We start from the raw sequence: 16,198 nt of genomic DNA on the forward strand, positions 1-16,198 counted from the left end.
TTACATGCATGCTGATCAGGGAGCGTCTTGAGCCGATTCATCTTGACGAACGCTTTACGATGCGGACGCATGACGCACACTCGATGGCCATGCAGAGTTTCGTCCCGACCTTGGCTTTCTATAGAGATAACTCTCGATAGTAGCGGTAATGAAGGCCTTCGTGCGCAGACGTATTCGGCTGCGCCGCAAGAAATCGAACAAGCGCAGGGATTTGGTTGGACCTTTTTTGCAGGAGGACACCCTTAGAGCGGAGCGGCTCGCAGGAAGCGGCACCATCACGTGTGACATCAAGGTCTCGGACGTGGATGGAATCTCGGAAGCTTTCGAACCGGAGAGTAAGCTGAATGCGTTGGAATCGCATGCTGTCACGCTTGGATAGACGATCATGAACAGTGCACCCGAGCATAGTTCTACTGCCTACCGAGAAAACCATCCTAGGTGACTTCGTCGATGTACATGATAACAATTAACGATATTTCGACTGCGCATTATTGCGTTAATGGAATTATGTTCATTGACGCAAGAATTTGATGTTCTGCGGCTCCGACAGCGGGGGCGAGCGGGCAGCCGCAATGTATTCGCTCATCGGCAGTTGCAAACTCAATGGTGTCGTTCCACGCGCTTATCTGACCTACGTGCTTACTCACATCGCCGAGCACAAGACCAATCATATCGACGAACTGTTGCCATGGAACCTCGCAGACCGGCTGCGCAAGTCAGCCGACCCATCAATCGGTGCGCCGTAAGGACGGCAATCACGGGAGATCCAGATACATCCTGTCCATGATTAGAGATCGCGGACAGGATCTCCCCCGATCTCTCCGTTAGACCCATCATCATCGACGCGCGCGCGAAAGTCAGCTACGGTCGTCGCGAAGTGCTTACCAATCATGGCCTGCTTCCTGAAACAGCTAAACGGCGAACAGTGGACGGGGACGCGCCCTCACCTGCCGGACGCGCGCGAGGTCCGTGGTACGTCAAACAGCATTCAGAGGGATCTTGAGGTATCGCACTCCGTTTGCCTCTGGCGGCGGAAACTCACCGGCGCGGACATTGACCTGCACCGCCGGCAGGATCAGCGTGGGCATCGCCAGGGTCGCATCGCGTGCCTGGCGCATGGCGACAAACTGCTCTTCGCTTACGCCGTCGTGCACGTGGATATTGCGTTCCCGCTGTTCGTGCACCGTGGTTTCCCATGCAGGCCCGCGTCCTTCGGGCGGATAGTCATGGCACATGAATAGCCGCACGTCGGCTGGCAGGGCCAGCAGCTTGCGGATAGAGCGATACAGTTCATGCGCATCACCGCCTGGAAAGTCGCACCGCGCGGTGCCGACGTCGGGCATGAAAAGCGTGTCCCCGACGAACACGGCGTCCCCGATCTGGTACGCCATGTCGGCAGGCGTGTGCCCGGGCACATGCATCGCCCTGCCCGTCAGACCATTGATGGCAAACATCTCGCCATCCTCGAAAAGGTGGTCGAACTGCGATCCGTCCAGACGGAACGCCGGCTCGAGGTTGAAGAGCGTCTTGAAGACACCCTGCACACGCCGGATGTGCTGGCCGATCGCAATGCGCCCGCCCAGTTCGCGCTTGAGATACGCAGCAGCAGAAAGATGGTCGGCGTGTGCATGTGTTTCCAGTATCCATTCGACGCGCAGCGCACGCTCACGTATGAAATCGATCACCTTGCCGGCACTGGCGGTGGAGGTCCGTCCAGCCTTGGGATCGTAGTCCAGCACCGGGTCGATGGCGCATCCGGCATGACCCTCTGCAAACACCACGTAAGTCACGGTCCAGGTGGCGGGGTCAAAGAAAGGATGAATGGTCGGTGGCATGGCTATCTCCGGGGAATGAAATCATTCTATTCACATACAATATATCGTACAATATACTATGTTGAAATAGATTGAATCTCGACCATGAAAAGAACTCGTCTAACCATCGACCTCGCCACGATGCAGGCCGGCGCCGCAAATGCGTGCGCCCTGCTCAAGGTGCTCGCCAATCCCGACCGCCTGCTGCTGATGTGCCAGCTTTCCCAAGGCGAGATGTCGGTCGGTGAGCTCGAGGAACAACTTGGCATCCATCAGCCCACGCTGTCACAGCAACTGGGCGTATTGCGCGAAAACGACCTCGTAGTCACTCGCAGGGAAGGCAAGAACATCTTTTATTCGGTGGCGAGTCCGCACGCGCTCGCCGTAATGGCCGTACTTTATGAACAGTTCTGCCCGAAGTAGTAAGGAAGCGAATCATGCTGGTCGACCTTGGTCATTTCACACCGTGCCTCTCGTTGACAGGCGGGCTCGTGATCGGTATCGCGGCTGCCGTGCTGATACTGTTCAACGGGCGCGTCGCCGGCATCAGCAGCATCCTCGGCGGCCTGCTGGCCTGGCCGCGCGATGACGTCAACTGGCGTCTCGCGTTTCTGGCGGGGCTCGTCGGCGCACCGGTCATCGCAGGACTGCTGGGCAAACCTGCACAGGCAGAGATCGAGGCGAGCTGGGGCGCGATCCTTGCGGCCGGGTTTCTTGTCGGCATGGGTACCCGCTATGCCAGCGGCTGCACCAGCGGCCACGGCGTATGTGGTCTCTCCCGAGGGTCTGTGCGCTCGCTCATCGCCACCGCAACCTTCATGGCCGCAGGATTTCTGACCGTCTTTGTACAACGTCACCTGATCGGAGGCTGATATGGCAGCCCTCAAGACAACGCTCATTGCGCCGGTTACGGCATTGCTCGCCGGTCTTCTTTTCGGGGTTGGCCTGATGGTGTCAGGCATGGCAAACCCGGCGAAGGTGCTGGGTTTCCTCGATCTGGCCGGCCGGTGGGACCCGTCACTCGCCTTTGTGATGGCTGGCGCCATTGCGGTCGGCTCACTTGCATTTTTCGCGGCCAGACGCCGTGACAGGTCATATCTTGGGTTGCCGATGCAACTTCCCGTCAGCACGGCCATCACGCTAAGGCTGGTTCTGGGTAGCGCCGCCTTCGGTATCGGCTGGGGACTGGCCGGTTTCTGCCCGGGTCCCGCGCTCGTTGCGCTGGGCGCTGGCTACCCCAAGGCCGTCGGTTTCGTGGCGGCAATGGTTGCCGGCATGGTCGTCTTCGAACTGATCGAGCGGACGAAAGCCACGACACAACGCGCGTGAGCGCAATCTGCGCTACCCGCGAAAGACTCGCAGTTGAGCAAGCAGAGGTTATCACGGCAATCACTTTCACGATGAGGAGTCATCGGACCGGTGTCGACCCGTTGCTGACGGTCGATATCCTAAAATCTATGCGGCCCGTTTTGAAGTGTAGCGGCCATTCACCGGGTCACCTTGCCGACGAGATCTCGCCATAGCCGACGCTCGGCGACAGGCGGCGCATTCTTGAAACTGGGCGAGTGGAAAAGCGGCAGGACCCACCTAGAGGAAGCAATGAAAGCGATCGAAGCCCGAAACGAATATCATCGGGCCGACACCGCTAGGTCGCCCCCTGCTTTGACGATGCGCTCCAGTCGATCGTGCAACGGATCGAGGAACGCAGTCGCTTCATGGAATCCCCCTATCTGCACACCGCGTCCGGAGGCAGCGTTCACGCGCACCGGTGGGATATTCGATAGAGCTACGCGGTTTTCTGATGGGACAGCGAGTCGGCAGCGGCCAAACATGTATCACGAGCCGAGCTCGGTAACACGCCCTTGGCTCAGGCAAACGCCCTGGTTGCAGCATGATACGCGCGCCGACTGGATCAGTAGGAAGACCGACACTTGGGGGGCGAATCATCCATGCATCGGGCGACCTAAGCGCGAAATGGTCATGAAAAGGCGGCCCCGTTTCTTATCAACGTGACTTGCCAAGGCTTTAAATTGCAGCCTATTCTACCTATCTTACTGATGCGAGTGCAAAACCTTGCCATGCTCAACCTCAGGGTTCGGAACGACTAGATGTGCAGTAATCAGCGTGTACCAGGAGCGGAACGCGTCGCGCCGTATCGCGGCGCTTCAGTATCGTTGTCAATGGATGAGGAGTATGTCATGCCGAATACCATATTCAACACTGCAGGCGACGCGCTGAAGAGCCTCAAGGACAACAAGTTCACTTACACCAAGTGGGACAAGACGGCTGGAAAAGCGGTCACCGCGACTCCGCTGGCACAGCACAGGACCTATCTGGAAGACTTTGGCAAGATCGCTCACTTTCTCTGCGATACGGAGAACTTCAAGCGCGAACTGAACGCGGTGTCGGTCGACATGTGGAACGCATATCGTGCCTTTAACCCACAAATGCGCAACAAGTTTACGCGCGCGATGGGCGTGGTGGCGCGCAGCATGAATTTCCGTTTCGAGAATCGCTTTACTGCCAACACGGCACCCAACGCGCCAATCGGCATCATGCTCATCGGGGGTGACCCGCAACTCGGCTATATGCTACGCAATAAGCTTTTCTGGAAGGACAGCATGGATTTGCGTCATGGCGAGCATGCTCATAGCCTTCAGTGGCTGGCCATCGCCAAGTGGGGGGGCACCGTGACTGCCGCTGCAGACCTGTATGCGCTGACGGCCGACTATCGCGCTCCGTCCAAGGACGACCGCGCGCCTGATCGTTCGATGATCCTTTGGCAATGGCTGACCGACTGCTTCCCCTCCGACATGAAAAGGCTTGCTACCTCCAGTTTCCTTAACAACGAAACCCTGGAATCCCAGTCTTTCCGTGCGCCGCAGGTCGTCATGGATCATCTGATGACTACCGGCTCTGGGCCGATCGATGGTCACTTCCTTTCCAACTATCTGTACTACCGCTACAAGAACCGCAACTGGCTGACGACGAAAACCACCACCACCTGGACCAAGACCGGCCCAGAAGTACGCACGGAGACCACCAAGCTGCACACCGGTGATCCCAAAACCCATCGTGCCGACGGACGCGCTACCAGGGGCTGGAACCCAAGTCCGTCCGTGCCGAACGCGCGCTTTATCCGGGATGAGGTTAACCACACGGCGCAAGCCGCACGCGTTGTCAACGCGGAGAATCAGATCGCGGTGCAGTTCCACGGTCAGGCCGGGCATCTCACCTACTTTTACATCGATTAAGGATCGCTTCACGCTACCTGTTCACAATGCGCGTTGACGCATTTGCTTTTGTTCGCGCCTCCTGAGTCACCATTGCGATTGCTTGACGCCCAGCCCCGGCCTCGAAGCCTGTCCCGTCGCTCGCTTCGAGTTAGAAACTTGCACGTTCCTCGATTGGCCTTGAACCGTTCCGCGCGACCGCCATCTTTGCGGATCCGGGGCAAACCACGCAGAGGCATGACCAAATCTCAAGTTATCTTCGACGTCGGGTGCGCACCAAAATTCCGTCATTAGATAACGCTAATCAAACGTCGCTTCATGGCCGAAAGCACCGGTTCAATGAGAGTGTCGTAGATCTGCCGCGGAAATGTTCAACGAGAGCTCTCGGGCGACTTCGTGAATGAGTACGGTCAACCCATTGCGGCCATTGAAAATTCTAGAAAGCAGACTGCTGTCTATCTACTTTGCGGAGATCCGTCGAGGAGCGGCAGGCCGTACTGACTGTTGCTCACGCGTGGCGGGCCTTCGGGCTTTTTTTTCCTTTGCGTGAGACTGAGCCCTGGCTGACATCCTTTGGCAAGCGCCGAGGATTGCCAAGGAGTTTGACCAGCCGTGTCTCGCAGTAGGAAAGCGAGTACCCACGCCGCTGCGAGACCATGAAAGTAAGGGGGCGCATGTGCCATGCCGGACCTGGACTGTGCGCCTGTAACGCAGTCGCGCTCGCGATCAGTCCCGCCGGCAGGTTGTTGATCGCGTTGCTACTCAACGCTACGAGCACCCCCGAAATCGCTGCCGTGAATGGTTGATCCTGCAATGCCGACGCTGCGAGCCGATGCGAAAGTCCCGCGATAACACCCGTATGTGCGAGCATTTCCACCAGCACGAAAAGCCCCGCCACGAGAGGCAGTACGCTCCACGAGATTTCGCGAACAAGCTCGACGGGAGACTGGCGCTCCTTCAGCAGCATGACAAGCGCCGTAACGATGCCGAGAACGGCAGTCGGCAAACCCAATTGCATGTCGAAGGCGGAGACGGTCACCAATGCGACCGCTGTCACGCCGATGCCGGCAAGCGTCAACTTCCCGTTCGTACTGAGCTTGGCGACGGGCGGGCCCGTCGCGCACGAGCCACCAAGCTCGCCACGTTGCGTCCAGCGCAGCATCAGAAACGTGACGATGATCGACAGGATAGAGGACAACGCGAAGCGTGCGACCCATACGCCGAGCGCCGGCGTGTGGTTTGCATAGAGCACGAGATTGTCGGGATTTGATATGGGCAACACGAAACTCGCCGCATTGGCGATGAATGCGCACGCGTACAGGTGCGGCAGCGGCTTCGTGCCGGCCTTCTTCGCTGCGGCGAACACGGCGGGCATGAGCACGACGGCAGCCGCATCATTCGAGAGGAACGTCGTCACCACGACACCGACCAGATACACGAACAGAAAAAGTCTGCGCGGCGACCCCTTCGCATGGTTGACGGCAAGTACCGCGGCCCAGTCGAACAGCCCTTCACGCCGGCCGAGTTCCGAGAGCAGCATCATGCCGACGAGAAAAAAATAAATATCCGTGCCTTTGCCAACCGCCTGCCACGCCAGACCGGCGGGGAGCAGCCCAAGCGCGACGAGAAGCAGCGCGCCCGCGACGGCCCAGATCGCCTCGGGCCACCTGAACGGGCGCAAAATGACCCCCGCAGTCGCGGCGAGCGTAATACCCCAGAAGAGTAAAGTTGGATTCATGTAGCGAGAGACGTGTCATGGACGACATCGCGGTGAATGCCGCAAGCGTTCCTGATTGATGCGCCGAAAATGAGCCACAACGCGAGCGACCCCGTCGACACGCCCCCGAGCACGAAAAACGCCGTCGCATAACCAAAGTGCTGCGCGAGCACACCGCCCAGCGCAGGACTTAGCGCCGCCCCCATGCCCTGCACTGTCATCACCACGCCCTGCCCGACGTTCACGCGTCCCGTCCCTTGCAACACCCTTACGACGAGCGCGGGGACAGCCACGCTTTGCAGTCCCGCGCCGATGCCATCCAGCGCCTGCACCGGCCACACGCCCCACGCGGTGATGAACATTGCCGCGACCAGGCCGCGCAGCGGCAGCGCGAGAAAGGTGACGAGAAGCACGCGCCAATAGCCGAGGCGCCGAATCAGCCAATTGGCAAAGAGCGCCGCCGCAACCATGACGAGTTGCGCGACGACGATAGTCTGCGCGGTGAAGGCGTTCGGATCACCCTTATGCGCGGCGACGACCGCCAGTCCATAGAGCGGAAGCATGGCCGCGTTGCCGAGATGGAACATCGCCAGCGCGGCGGCGAGCAGGAGCAGCGGCCTGCACTTGAACAGCACGCGAAAACCACTCGCCTGCTCGCGCTCCGACGCCGACGCGGCGCGAAATCCCCGCGCACTGTCATGATCGATGACATCGCTCGGAATCAGCAGCGTCGCGAGGACCGTCATTGCGCCGAACACACCCGCAAGCGCAAACACCGCGCCGAAACCGAAGCGCCAGCCGAGCCAGCCCGACAACGCCGCGCCGACGACATTGCCCGCGTGGTTCGCCACCTGATTGCGCCCGAACTGCCAGTCGAAGCCGGATTCGCGCACCATACCGAGTGTCACGCCGGCGACCGCGGGACCGAGCGCCGCGCCCGTCACGGCAGTGAATACCTGCGAAGCGGCGACCATCCAGTAACTCTGCGACACCCACAGCACGAGCGAGGCAAGCGTCGTCATCACACCAGCCACAACGATGAGGGCGCGTTTGTGATGCGTCGCATCCACGAGCGCGCCGGCCGGCGAGGTCGCCAGCATTCCCGCGACGCCGCCGAGCGTCATCACCGCGCCGATCGCGTCCGGTTGCCAGCCCTGCGCCTGAAGGAAGACGCCCAAAAATGGTCCGATGCCCGCCTGCACATCGGCCATGAAAAAGTTCAGTCCTTCCAGCGCATATTGAGGAGTCATTGATCGGTCATCAGGCGTAGTTCATGTCGAATCAGAGTTGCGAGCCGAAGGTTGGCTGGTACTGCGCAGCGACCACGTCGTTGGCGGTATCCGCCCGCAAGAACGACGACGTCGACGGCCGGCTGCATGTTTTCCAGGACAACATCGCGTGAATTTGCCAAGGCTCGGAATGCGTGACTGGACGAAGCCTGAAAGCCGGTGGAGTTCACCTGACCCAGCGTGCCAGCGGCTCCTCGCGTCCGATGCCGCATCAGCATGCAGATCAGCCTGGCGCGTCGACCAGTTCGGCGATCTCGTCAACCTCGATCGTGCGGCCGTGCCGGTTCCTGATGCCACGTCCCCACGCCTGTATGTACACGCCCGGCGTGAGATACGACGCCAGTTCGGCGGCGGCGTGGGGCGGCATGCGTAGCGACGTGCCATCCGCGAGCAGCGCTCCGCGAAGCTCACCCTTCGGACCGAACAGGGACAGCGCCACCTGACCACATGCTTCCATGGCGCTGTGCACGACGTCCGGCTTCTGATGCTTCCCGCCATCTTCGTGCGGGCCGTTGTCGAGAATGATCCTGCCGCTTTTCGTCACGAATGAGACCGCCGCGATCACGTCCGCGCCTCGAGGCTTGACGCCGCGCACGCGAACCTGATCACCGATCCTCACATGCCGCGTGATCTGACGGGACAGGTGAGGCGGGAAATGAACCTGACGCTGCTGACGCGTGCCGAGCACGATCCCATCCAGTTCGCCGTGCGGGTTCAGGAGAAAGCGCGTTACCACGCCTTGTGTTTCGGGAAGACTCTCAGGGTCAATCCAGTGCATGTTGCCTATCCTCTTCTGATGGTGGGAAAACGTAACGGCGGGAGCCATCAGGGGCGAGGTCGTGGGCGATCATAGAGCGGCGTCAGTTTGCCGGGCGAGCCAAATGCCGTCGCCTGCAGCGCCATGCCGTATTGATTACGCGTGCCGTAGCCCTGTGCGGATACCCTCGCGCCCGTACGCACGAGACCCGGGAACTGTTGCGCGACGGGAGGCGTCAGCTTGATGACTGTGCCGTCGGCCAGGATCACCCCATCGGGCTCGCCGCGAGGCGCGGTCGTGACGTACGCAACTTCCCCCTGCGCGTTCAGGCGTGACAGTCCCGCGCCGTGCAACTCAGCCGGCAAGGGCTGCGCGCCCGGAAGCGGTGGATGGTCGATCAGTTGCTGACCGCTTCTCATATCGACGATACGCTGCGCCTTCAGATTGCCGGCTGTGTCGCGCCAGCCACTCAACTGCACGCTGTCGCCCGGACGTACCATCGACGTGAGATCCGCACTCATATGCGGAGGAAAACGCACGAGCGCGCCTTCGCTGGTCAGGAAGCCGTCGACGTCGCCATCCGGGTTGGTGAGGAAACGCGAAACGGTGGCTTGCGTGGTAACGGGCATTCCTTCGTCTACCAGCGACGCGGGCGCACGCTCGGCGCCGAGCGGCAGCGGCACCGGCGCGTTCGGTGATGGTGGCGGCGGTGGAACTTCGGCGCCGACGGGCGGCGCGGGCGCAACGGGCGCGGTGTCGGGCCGCGTCTGCGCCGCGCATCCAATGCTCACTGCGAGTAGCACAACAAGACTCATCGCGCTTGCGATGCGGACGGTGCCGCACCGGCTTCGGTACATCGGTCTCGAAAGCATGATCCCTCCTTCACTTGGCACGGAGTGATCTGCAAAGGCTGTACCATGAAGCGCAAGCCCTGAACTCAGGGCCTAGCGGCGCGAACGGCGACTGCGGTGTCAACAGAACGGACACAGATCGTCCGCTTCCATTACATCCACAGAGAGTGTTAGCCGTCTGTGTCGACGGTTGTGCTGGATATACCGAGGTTGGTCAGACGCGTGTAAAGCGACTGTCGGCTGATGCCGAGGCGCCGGGCGGCTTCGGCACGGTTGCCGTCGGCAAGCGCGAGTGCGCGGGCAATCAACGCACGTTCGAGCTGAGCGAGCGCATCGTTGAGCGGCAGTTCAGCGAGATGGGCGGGGATCGCAGCCGCAGCGTTGCCGACGGTATCGAAGAGGAAGGCAAAGTCTTCGCGCGTGAGCAGCGCGCCCGGCGCAAGCGCGCTCGCACGTTCCATGGCATTGGCCAGTTCTCGCACGTTGCCGGGCCACGCAAAGGCGGCGAGCAGACGCTGGGCATCAGCGGAAAGATGCTTGCGTGCCGGTTCCCGTGTGGCAGCGCTCGTAGCGAGGAAATGCTCCGCGAGCGGCAGAATATCTGCCACACGTTCGCGCAAGGGCGGGATGTGGACCGGGATCACGTCGAGCCGGTACAGAAGATCCTGGCGAAACGATCCCGCTGCAACCATTCCTGGCAGGTCGCGATGTGTCGCGGCCACGACACGGACATCGACCGCGATTGGCCGGTTCAGGCCAAGCGGCGTGACCTGCCGCTCCTGAAGCACACGCAGCAGCTTCGCCTGCATGGCGAGCGGCATGTCGCCGACCTCATCGAGAAAGAGCGTACCGCCGTGCGCCTCTTCAAAACGCCCTTGCCGCTCGGCATGCGCGCCCGTGAATGCGCCCTTGCCATGACCGAAAAGCTCGCTCTCCAGCAGGTCCTCCGGAATTGCCGCGCAGTTCACGGCGACGAATGGCCCACTCGCCCGTCCCGATGCCCGATGCAGCACCTGTGCTGCGACCTCCTTGCCCGTGCCCGTTTCGCCAGTGATGAGCACAGTCGAACTGGTGCCCGCCGCGCGGCCCAGACGCTTCTGCACATCGCGCATCGCTTCACTGACGCCGAGCAGTTGCGGCTCGCGCGAGGGCGTCTCATCGGCGAAGGCTGACGTCGTACCGGCGGGGGGCGTGACGGGATACGCCGCGAGAACGCGCTTGAGAAGCGCGGCGATCTCGTCCCGGCCGACCGGCTTCGTCAGATGCTCGAAGGCGCCGAGCCGCATCGCGCCGATGGTATTGGCGCTCGTCGCATGCCCGGTGAGCATCACGACCGGCACGCTTTGCAAACTCACTGTCCCGCGCAGCGATTCGAGCACGGCGATACCATTCGCACCCGGCAGACGGAAGTCGAGAAAGATGCAGTCTGGTGTGGCCTCGCGCAAGCGTTCCAAGGCCTCTTCGCCGGACCGCACCTCGAGTGGCGTGTGGCCGAGGTCCTGAATGGTTTCGGCGAGGCCCTCGCGGAAGGCGTCGTCGTCATCGATGATCAGTATGGTCGCCATGGCAGTTCTACAACGAATTGGGTCACATGAGCGTCCTCGGCGAGATAGGCGCGACCGCCATGCGCCGATGCAATCTCACGCACGACGGCGAGGCCGAGTCCCGAACCGTCCGGGCGGCCCGTCACGAACGGCTCGAAGATGCGTTCACGCTCCGCCGCGTTGACGCCGGGACCATTGTCGACGACTTCGAGTCTCAGCCGCTCGCCTTCCTGCGATAGTACGTGATGCGCGCGCACCGTAACGCTGCTGCTCACCGGCGCGTGTCGCAGCGCATTCATGATCAGATTGTCGAGCGCGCGCGCCAGTTGAGCGGGATCAAAGACAGGGCGGGCGTCGCCAGGTTCGATTTCGGTGACCAGTTTGACATTGCGGCTCTCAGCACGAGATTCATGTGCATGAACGATCCCGGCCAGCCAGGAGTGCAGATCGACCTCGCGAGCGTGAACCGTCACCGGTTGCGTGAGCGCAAGCAGGCTCGCCACCTGCGACTCGATCCGCCCCACCTGTTCGATGATCGTCCGCAACGCGGCTTCGCGGCGCGCCGCGTCGCCCGCCAGCGCATTTTCGGCTTTCAGACGCATCGCGCCCGCCGGATTGCGGATCTCGTGCGCTATCTGCGCGGCCATCTTGCCCAGCGTGCTGAAGCGCTCCGCATGCGCCAGCTGGGTGCTCAGTGCGTTCGCTTCATGTTGCAGGCGCTCTGCGCGCTCGCCGTAGCGATTGAGCGCATCGACGATCTGGTCCAGGTCCCGTTCACCGAGCCGGTCGAGCCGCTTGCCCCGCTCGAACTCGCCCGCAGGGGCGAGCGCCCGTTCCAGCAACGTGAGTTTGCGCTTCCAGCGCCTGAGCGCCAAAGCCAAAAACATGGCCAGCAAGACAATCATTGCGAGCACGCTCGCCAGGATAGTTACGGCGCGCTCCCCATCCGGGCCCAGCGGCGGCCGCGCGCGCGTGAGCATCCAGGCGAGCAGGCCCGCGTGGCGCGGCACTGGACAGGCCACGGCAACCACGGCATCCGCGCCGCTAGAAACGACATCGACCTTCAACTGGCCCGCTCTCGCCGCGTTTCGGAGCGTGCGCAGAATGAGCGGCGTCTCGGCTTCCGGGACGTCGCGCTTGACACCACTGCCCTCATAAGTTGGGAATGCATAGGCAAGAAAGCCATTCGGTGCGCCGGACGCGGGCGCGTTGCTCCAGAAACCGCCCTCTATTCCTTCGGTGCGGATCAGCACGAGATCGAGCACGGCGTGCATGAGATCGACGTCGGTTTCGCTGGGGCGCTGCATCGACAGGTCATAGCGCGATGCAACCGCCGTGCACGCCGCCAACGCCTGCTGCCTCGCAACGCCAACCCGCTCGCCGAGCGCCGACGAAAGCATGAGCCACACGGCGCTCGTGAGCAGGCCGAACAGAACGGCGACGAGAATCCAGAGTGCGAACAGTTGAGTAGAAAACGACGGTCTCGACATATGATGCAGGCGGGAAGAACTTCGGCCCTCAGGGCGATCAGGCGGGTGAAACACATAGAAACGCCGCCGCTGGGGACTTTCGGCTCGGATGCGTTCCCACGCCCATCCCCAACATTCGACGGGATTTATAGGTGAACAGATCTTCGGTTCAAGATCTGGTGTGAAACTCCGTCCCTTGGGGGACACGCGTCGCAACAGGTATTCATCGCATTGTCGCAAGAAGTCATCGATTGAAGCGCGCCAGGAAGAGCAGTCGTTGCTGATCTGGTCTGGAAGCCTCGGACCGACGATTGTTTTCCCTTCGACTGTTGAGCATGCCGACGAACGGTGCTATATAGGCCGCCGCTCCGCGCTGCCGATAGTAACTCAGCGAAAGCCGCAACCTCGTGATTTGACTCGCGTGGGGTCTGTCAGGAAGTCTTTTCTTCATACCGGTTTGTCTGTGACCGTAAGGCTTCGAAGCCAGGAATGCCTCTCAGCCACTCACACCCTTCGATACATTAAATCTCGCCCGGAGGGCAAAGATAAAATCCTTCACCGCTTCCTCGCATGCCGCCAGGTTGCCATCGGATGTTCCGCACGCGAAACCAAATAGCATCCAGTTTGCCTCGTTGAGTTCCGGTCTTGTGCTAACGATTTGTACCGCCCGGAAATTGGTGCACGCGGACTTCGTCCGCAGGTAGTTGTTAATAAGCCTAAGCAACTCGTCTCGATCGATATCGACTCGCATGCATTTTCCAGTGTAACTGCAAACAGTCGAGCTAATGCTCGCGCCGCGCCTGCGACGTGCTATCCATAGATACGGCGGAATCGACGCGGCTTTGTTCCTCTGACGCCGTGCCAATTTCGCTCACAATGGCAGTGACCTGCACTATAGCGGCCGTGACATACGACATCGTTAATGGCGTAGTCTACGGTCGGCCGCGTACTTTGTTTAGGTCCCGAAAAATGTTTTTTCGGACTCCGTCTCTTTCATAAAAATGAAGGATTTAACTTTTCCTTCAAAACATTCTCAATGTGTCGGCTTTTCAGACAGCATGTGTCTGATTTCTTTACATCGACACAGTCCGTCTCACTCCCAAACGCCTGTTCGCGCGGGCGGACCTGTATTTTTCCTTTTTCCAGCCGATAACCTGCTCATGACTGCCGTGTCGTGAAGCCGCCAAGTCAACAACATCCGCAGGGCAGACGAATAGACCAAAAATCCTACAAATTCATTACCGTGTTTTTTCATAAACTTCTCACACGGGTGACCGCCACTGCGGGCGGCCACCCATTCATCGTCGGTGCACTGGGAACGCTGCTAGCTACTGGCTTGCTAGGTGTCAGTCTTCTGACACTGCTAGCCGCAAGGGGGACGGCAATCCAGCATGCCCATGGGACCTCCCGGAACGTCGCCGCTGCCATATCGGACAATATCTCGCATACCCTTGAATCGTCCGATCAGTCTCTCCAGACGCTCATAGCGACGCTACGCGAACCGACAATTCAAAATATGGAAGTCAATGTTCGACACAAGGTTCTTTTCAACCGGGCCGCAATTTCTCGCTACGTGACTGGAATAGGTTTGACGGACGAGTACGGAAACCTGATAGATGGTTGTTGCTCGAGCACCCATCACTGGAATTTTAGCGATAGAGACTATTTCCGGGTTCACCGGCAATCCCCAAAGGTCGGCCTCTATATATCGGCCGTCTATCTGGCGCGTTCCAGGGGCGACGCGGCGTCCATCGCCCTGACCAGAAGGATAGACCACCCGGACGGATCATTCGGCGGCGTGGCGATCGTCGCGATTGACGTCGCATACTTTGGACAGTTGCTTGAGAATCTTGATGTGGGTCCCCACGGCGTCACAGCTATCATACGCACCGATGGAACGCTGGTTGCCAGAAATCCGCCATTAAAATCATCCCACACTATCGATTTCAGCCAATCGTCCACATTTCGACGCATGGTTGGCCAGGATTCCGGGTTCTATGCGGGGCGCTCATCGGCGGACGGTGAATTACGGCTGTACACGTTTCAGCGCGTGCCCGGCACGCCTTTGATCGCAGTGGTCGCTCCGGCGCTTGATGACGTCCTCACTTCATGGAAACAGTTGTCGTGGATAGTTGGAATTTCAGCGTCCGCGATCGGCGTGGGCTTTTGCAGTGTGGTCTGGCTTCTTGCGTTCGCGCTAAGGGACCGCGTTGCTGCAGAGGGTCGCCTCACGGAACTCACGCAAATTGATCCACTCACAGGTCTCAGGAACCGACGCGCGCTTGACGACTGTCTCGCTAGCGAGTGGGCGAGACTTCAACGCAACGACAGTTGCCTGTCAGTTCTGTACGTCGATGCCGATCATTTCAAGCAATATAACGACAGACACGGTCACGCTGAGGGCGACCGCGCGTTGAGGCACCTTGCTGAGTGCATTACAAAGCATGTGCGGCGCCGCAGCGATTGCGCGGCTCGATATGGCGGCGAAGAATTCGTCGTAGTGCTTCCTGACACGAATGCTCCACATGCTAAACGTGTCGCCGAAGCGATACGCGCGGAAGTTGAGAATGCGCTCTCTGAATGTCCACCGTTCACCGTAAGTATTGGATGTGCCAGCGGTACACGAGCCAGTCATGTGTCTCTCGGTGAGTTGACGAATGCGGCGGACCTCGCGCTCTATGAAGCAAAGCGCGCCGGAAGAAATTGCGTTGTCGGGAAGGCTATATCGTCAAAGGGAATGGACGACGGGACATGAACTTGCATGCGCCTTTTCGGGAGGACCGGTAAGCGTCTCGCAAAGCTTGCAATTACCCAGTTCTCTTTAGGGCGAGTTCACATCGGAGTTGAATGTCGATGAGATGGTGTGGTGCAAATTCGGGCGCGAAACGGTACTCGACGCACGGTTGCGCGCTGAATATTACCGGGCGCGTCTGATCTTCCTTGAGGAAGTCACCAGAAAAGGTATTGAGGCAGTGTTCGACGAGCGCAAGAGACAACAGGACGTATCACAACCATCACGTCCGGGACCCAGGCGTACTGCCGCGCAATTGGCGCTCACACAAGTACGAAGGGATTTGCCCGGCAAATCCCCGCGTTATGTGATTGGGACGACCCATCATATCTATGCAGCAACCGTCGCGCAAGCACTCTGCCATCACGTTGCTCTCCTTGACAGCAGCAGCCAGCATATCGAGCCCGGCCGGTCCAATGTCACTCGGCGCCGGCTAGCGTATCAGACGCTGTTACGCCTTAGACTCCGGAGCGCCGGAGGCTTGCGGATCATCGGTTGCCGCCTGCACATTGTCACTCTTCTTTTCGACAAGTGATTCCATCGCGCCGGCACCTTCGAAGCCGGCGACGGCAGCCGCCGCCTTTGTCAACAGACCTGCATCCGGATCAACCTTCTCGAGCGCTTCGACAGCCGCTACCGCACCCGCGATTTCGCCTACCTTATCCAAGATTCCCATTTCCTCACTCCCTAAAAAACTCATTGAACATCGACCGTTGAACATCCCTAGGGCCGC

The 16,198-nt window shown here is 60.1% G+C and carries 16 protein-coding genes and 1 pseudogene; 8 read left to right on the top strand and 9 right to left on the bottom strand.

Annotated elements, in window-relative coordinates; genetic code table 11:
- Positions 1-148 precede the first annotated feature (148 nt).
- On the top strand, positions 149-379 hold the full coding sequence (locus SB822_RS37550; protein ID WP_007589427.1) for a hypothetical protein: 231 nt from the start codon (positions 149-151) through the stop codon (positions 377-379).
- A gap of 139 nt (positions 380-518) precedes the next feature.
- Positions 519-746, top strand: a pseudogene (locus SB822_RS37555) (transposase domain-containing protein); the annotation flags it as partial.
- A gap of 231 nt (positions 747-977) precedes the next feature.
- Here SB822_RS37555 and SB822_RS37560 read toward each other — a convergent pair.
- Positions 978-1,835: an MBL fold metallo-hydrolase gene (locus SB822_RS37560; protein WP_410856971.1), complete on the bottom strand. Its 858-nt coding sequence runs from the start codon at positions 1,833-1,835 to the stop codon at positions 978-980.
- 84 nt (positions 1,836-1,919) lie between these two features.
- Between SB822_RS37560 and SB822_RS37565 the strand changes: the two genes are divergently transcribed.
- The 4 genes from SB822_RS37565 (at position 1,920) to SB822_RS37580 (ending at position 5,068) form a co-directional block, all read left to right on the top strand.
- Positions 1,920-2,237 carry an ArsR/SmtB family transcription factor gene (locus tag SB822_RS37565; RefSeq protein ID WP_079491590.1) on the top strand — a complete coding sequence of 106 codons (318 nt, stop codon included), beginning with the start codon at positions 1,920-1,922 and terminating at the stop codon, positions 2,235-2,237.
- Between the two features lie 14 nt (positions 2,238-2,251).
- Complete coding sequence (locus SB822_RS37570) at positions 2,252-2,686, top strand: YeeE/YedE family protein (RefSeq protein WP_007741003.1); 435 nt, start codon at positions 2,252-2,254, stop codon at positions 2,684-2,686.
- 1 nt (position 2,687) lies between these two features.
- Positions 2,688-3,143, top strand: a complete 456-nt coding sequence (locus tag SB822_RS37575) for a YeeE/YedE family protein (protein ID WP_114223022.1) — start codon at positions 2,688-2,690, stop codon at positions 3,141-3,143.
- An 869-nt stretch (positions 3,144-4,012) separates the two neighbouring features.
- On the top strand, positions 4,013-5,068 hold the full coding sequence (locus tag SB822_RS37580) for a LirA/MavJ family T4SS effector (protein WP_007741000.1): 1,056 nt from the start codon (positions 4,013-4,015) through the stop codon (positions 5,066-5,068).
- Between the two features lie 487 nt (positions 5,069-5,555).
- Here SB822_RS37580 and SB822_RS37585 read toward each other — a convergent pair whose 3' ends face one another.
- Positions 5,556-6,785 carry an arsenic transporter gene (locus SB822_RS37585; RefSeq protein WP_410856972.1) on the bottom strand — a complete coding sequence of 410 codons (1,230 nt, stop codon included), beginning with the start codon at positions 6,783-6,785 and terminating at the stop codon, positions 5,556-5,558.
- A complete protein-coding gene (locus SB822_RS37590; protein ID WP_410856973.1) occupies positions 6,782-8,014 on the bottom strand; it encodes an MFS transporter in 1,233 nt (410 codons plus the stop codon). The genes SB822_RS37585 and SB822_RS37590 overlap by 4 nt, the downstream gene beginning before the upstream one ends.
- Positions 8,015-8,037: 23 nt before the next feature.
- Here SB822_RS37590 and SB822_RS37595 point away from each other — a divergent pair, with 23 nt between their 5' ends.
- Positions 8,038-8,166 (top strand): hypothetical protein, encoded by a 129-nt coding sequence (locus SB822_RS37595; RefSeq protein WP_410856974.1) that lies wholly within the window; start codon positions 8,038-8,040, stop codon positions 8,164-8,166.
- A 110-nt stretch (positions 8,167-8,276) separates the two neighbouring features.
- On the opposite strand, the gene SB822_RS37600 is transcribed toward SB822_RS37595, so the two are convergent.
- From SB822_RS37600 to SB822_RS37620, 5 genes are all read right to left on the bottom strand, one after another.
- A complete protein-coding gene (locus tag SB822_RS37600) occupies positions 8,277-8,831 on the bottom strand; it encodes a hypothetical protein (protein WP_410856975.1) in 555 nt (184 codons plus the stop codon).
- Positions 8,832-8,878: 47 nt separating this feature from the next.
- On the bottom strand, positions 8,879-9,682 hold the full coding sequence (locus SB822_RS37605) for a hypothetical protein (RefSeq protein WP_410856976.1): 804 nt from the start codon (positions 9,680-9,682) through the stop codon (positions 8,879-8,881).
- A gap of 149 nt (positions 9,683-9,831) precedes the next feature.
- Positions 9,832-11,226 carry a sigma-54-dependent transcriptional regulator gene (locus SB822_RS37610; RefSeq protein ID WP_410856977.1) on the bottom strand — a complete coding sequence of 465 codons (1,395 nt, stop codon included), beginning with the start codon at positions 11,224-11,226 and terminating at the stop codon, positions 9,832-9,834.
- Entirely contained in the window at positions 11,211-12,695 is a 1,485-nt protein-coding gene (locus SB822_RS37615; RefSeq protein ID WP_410856978.1) for a sensor histidine kinase, read from the bottom strand. Before SB822_RS37615 ends, SB822_RS37610 begins: the two co-directional genes overlap by 16 nt.
- A 475-nt stretch (positions 12,696-13,170) precedes the next feature.
- Positions 13,171-13,425, bottom strand: a complete 255-nt coding sequence (locus tag SB822_RS37620) for a hypothetical protein (RefSeq protein WP_007740987.1) — start codon at positions 13,423-13,425, stop codon at positions 13,171-13,173.
- A gap of 492 nt (positions 13,426-13,917) precedes the next feature.
- Here SB822_RS37620 and SB822_RS37625 point away from each other — a divergent pair, with 492 nt between their 5' ends.
- Positions 13,918-15,429 carry a diguanylate cyclase gene (locus tag SB822_RS37625; protein ID WP_410857012.1) on the top strand — a complete coding sequence of 504 codons (1,512 nt, stop codon included), beginning with the start codon at positions 13,918-13,920 and terminating at the stop codon, positions 15,427-15,429.
- 487 nt (positions 15,430-15,916) lie between these two features.
- Here the strand turns inward: SB822_RS37625 and SB822_RS37630 are convergent, their stop codons facing one another.
- Positions 15,917-16,141, bottom strand: a complete 225-nt coding sequence (locus SB822_RS37630) for a hypothetical protein (protein ID WP_007740984.1) — start codon at positions 16,139-16,141, stop codon at positions 15,917-15,919.
- Between the last annotated feature and the right edge of the window lie 57 nt (positions 16,142-16,198).

The sequence above is a fragment of the Paraburkholderia sp. SIMBA_054 genome, from assembly GCF_046534875.1.
Lineage (GTDB): Bacteria > Pseudomonadota > Gammaproteobacteria > Burkholderiales > Burkholderiaceae > Paraburkholderia > Paraburkholderia hospita.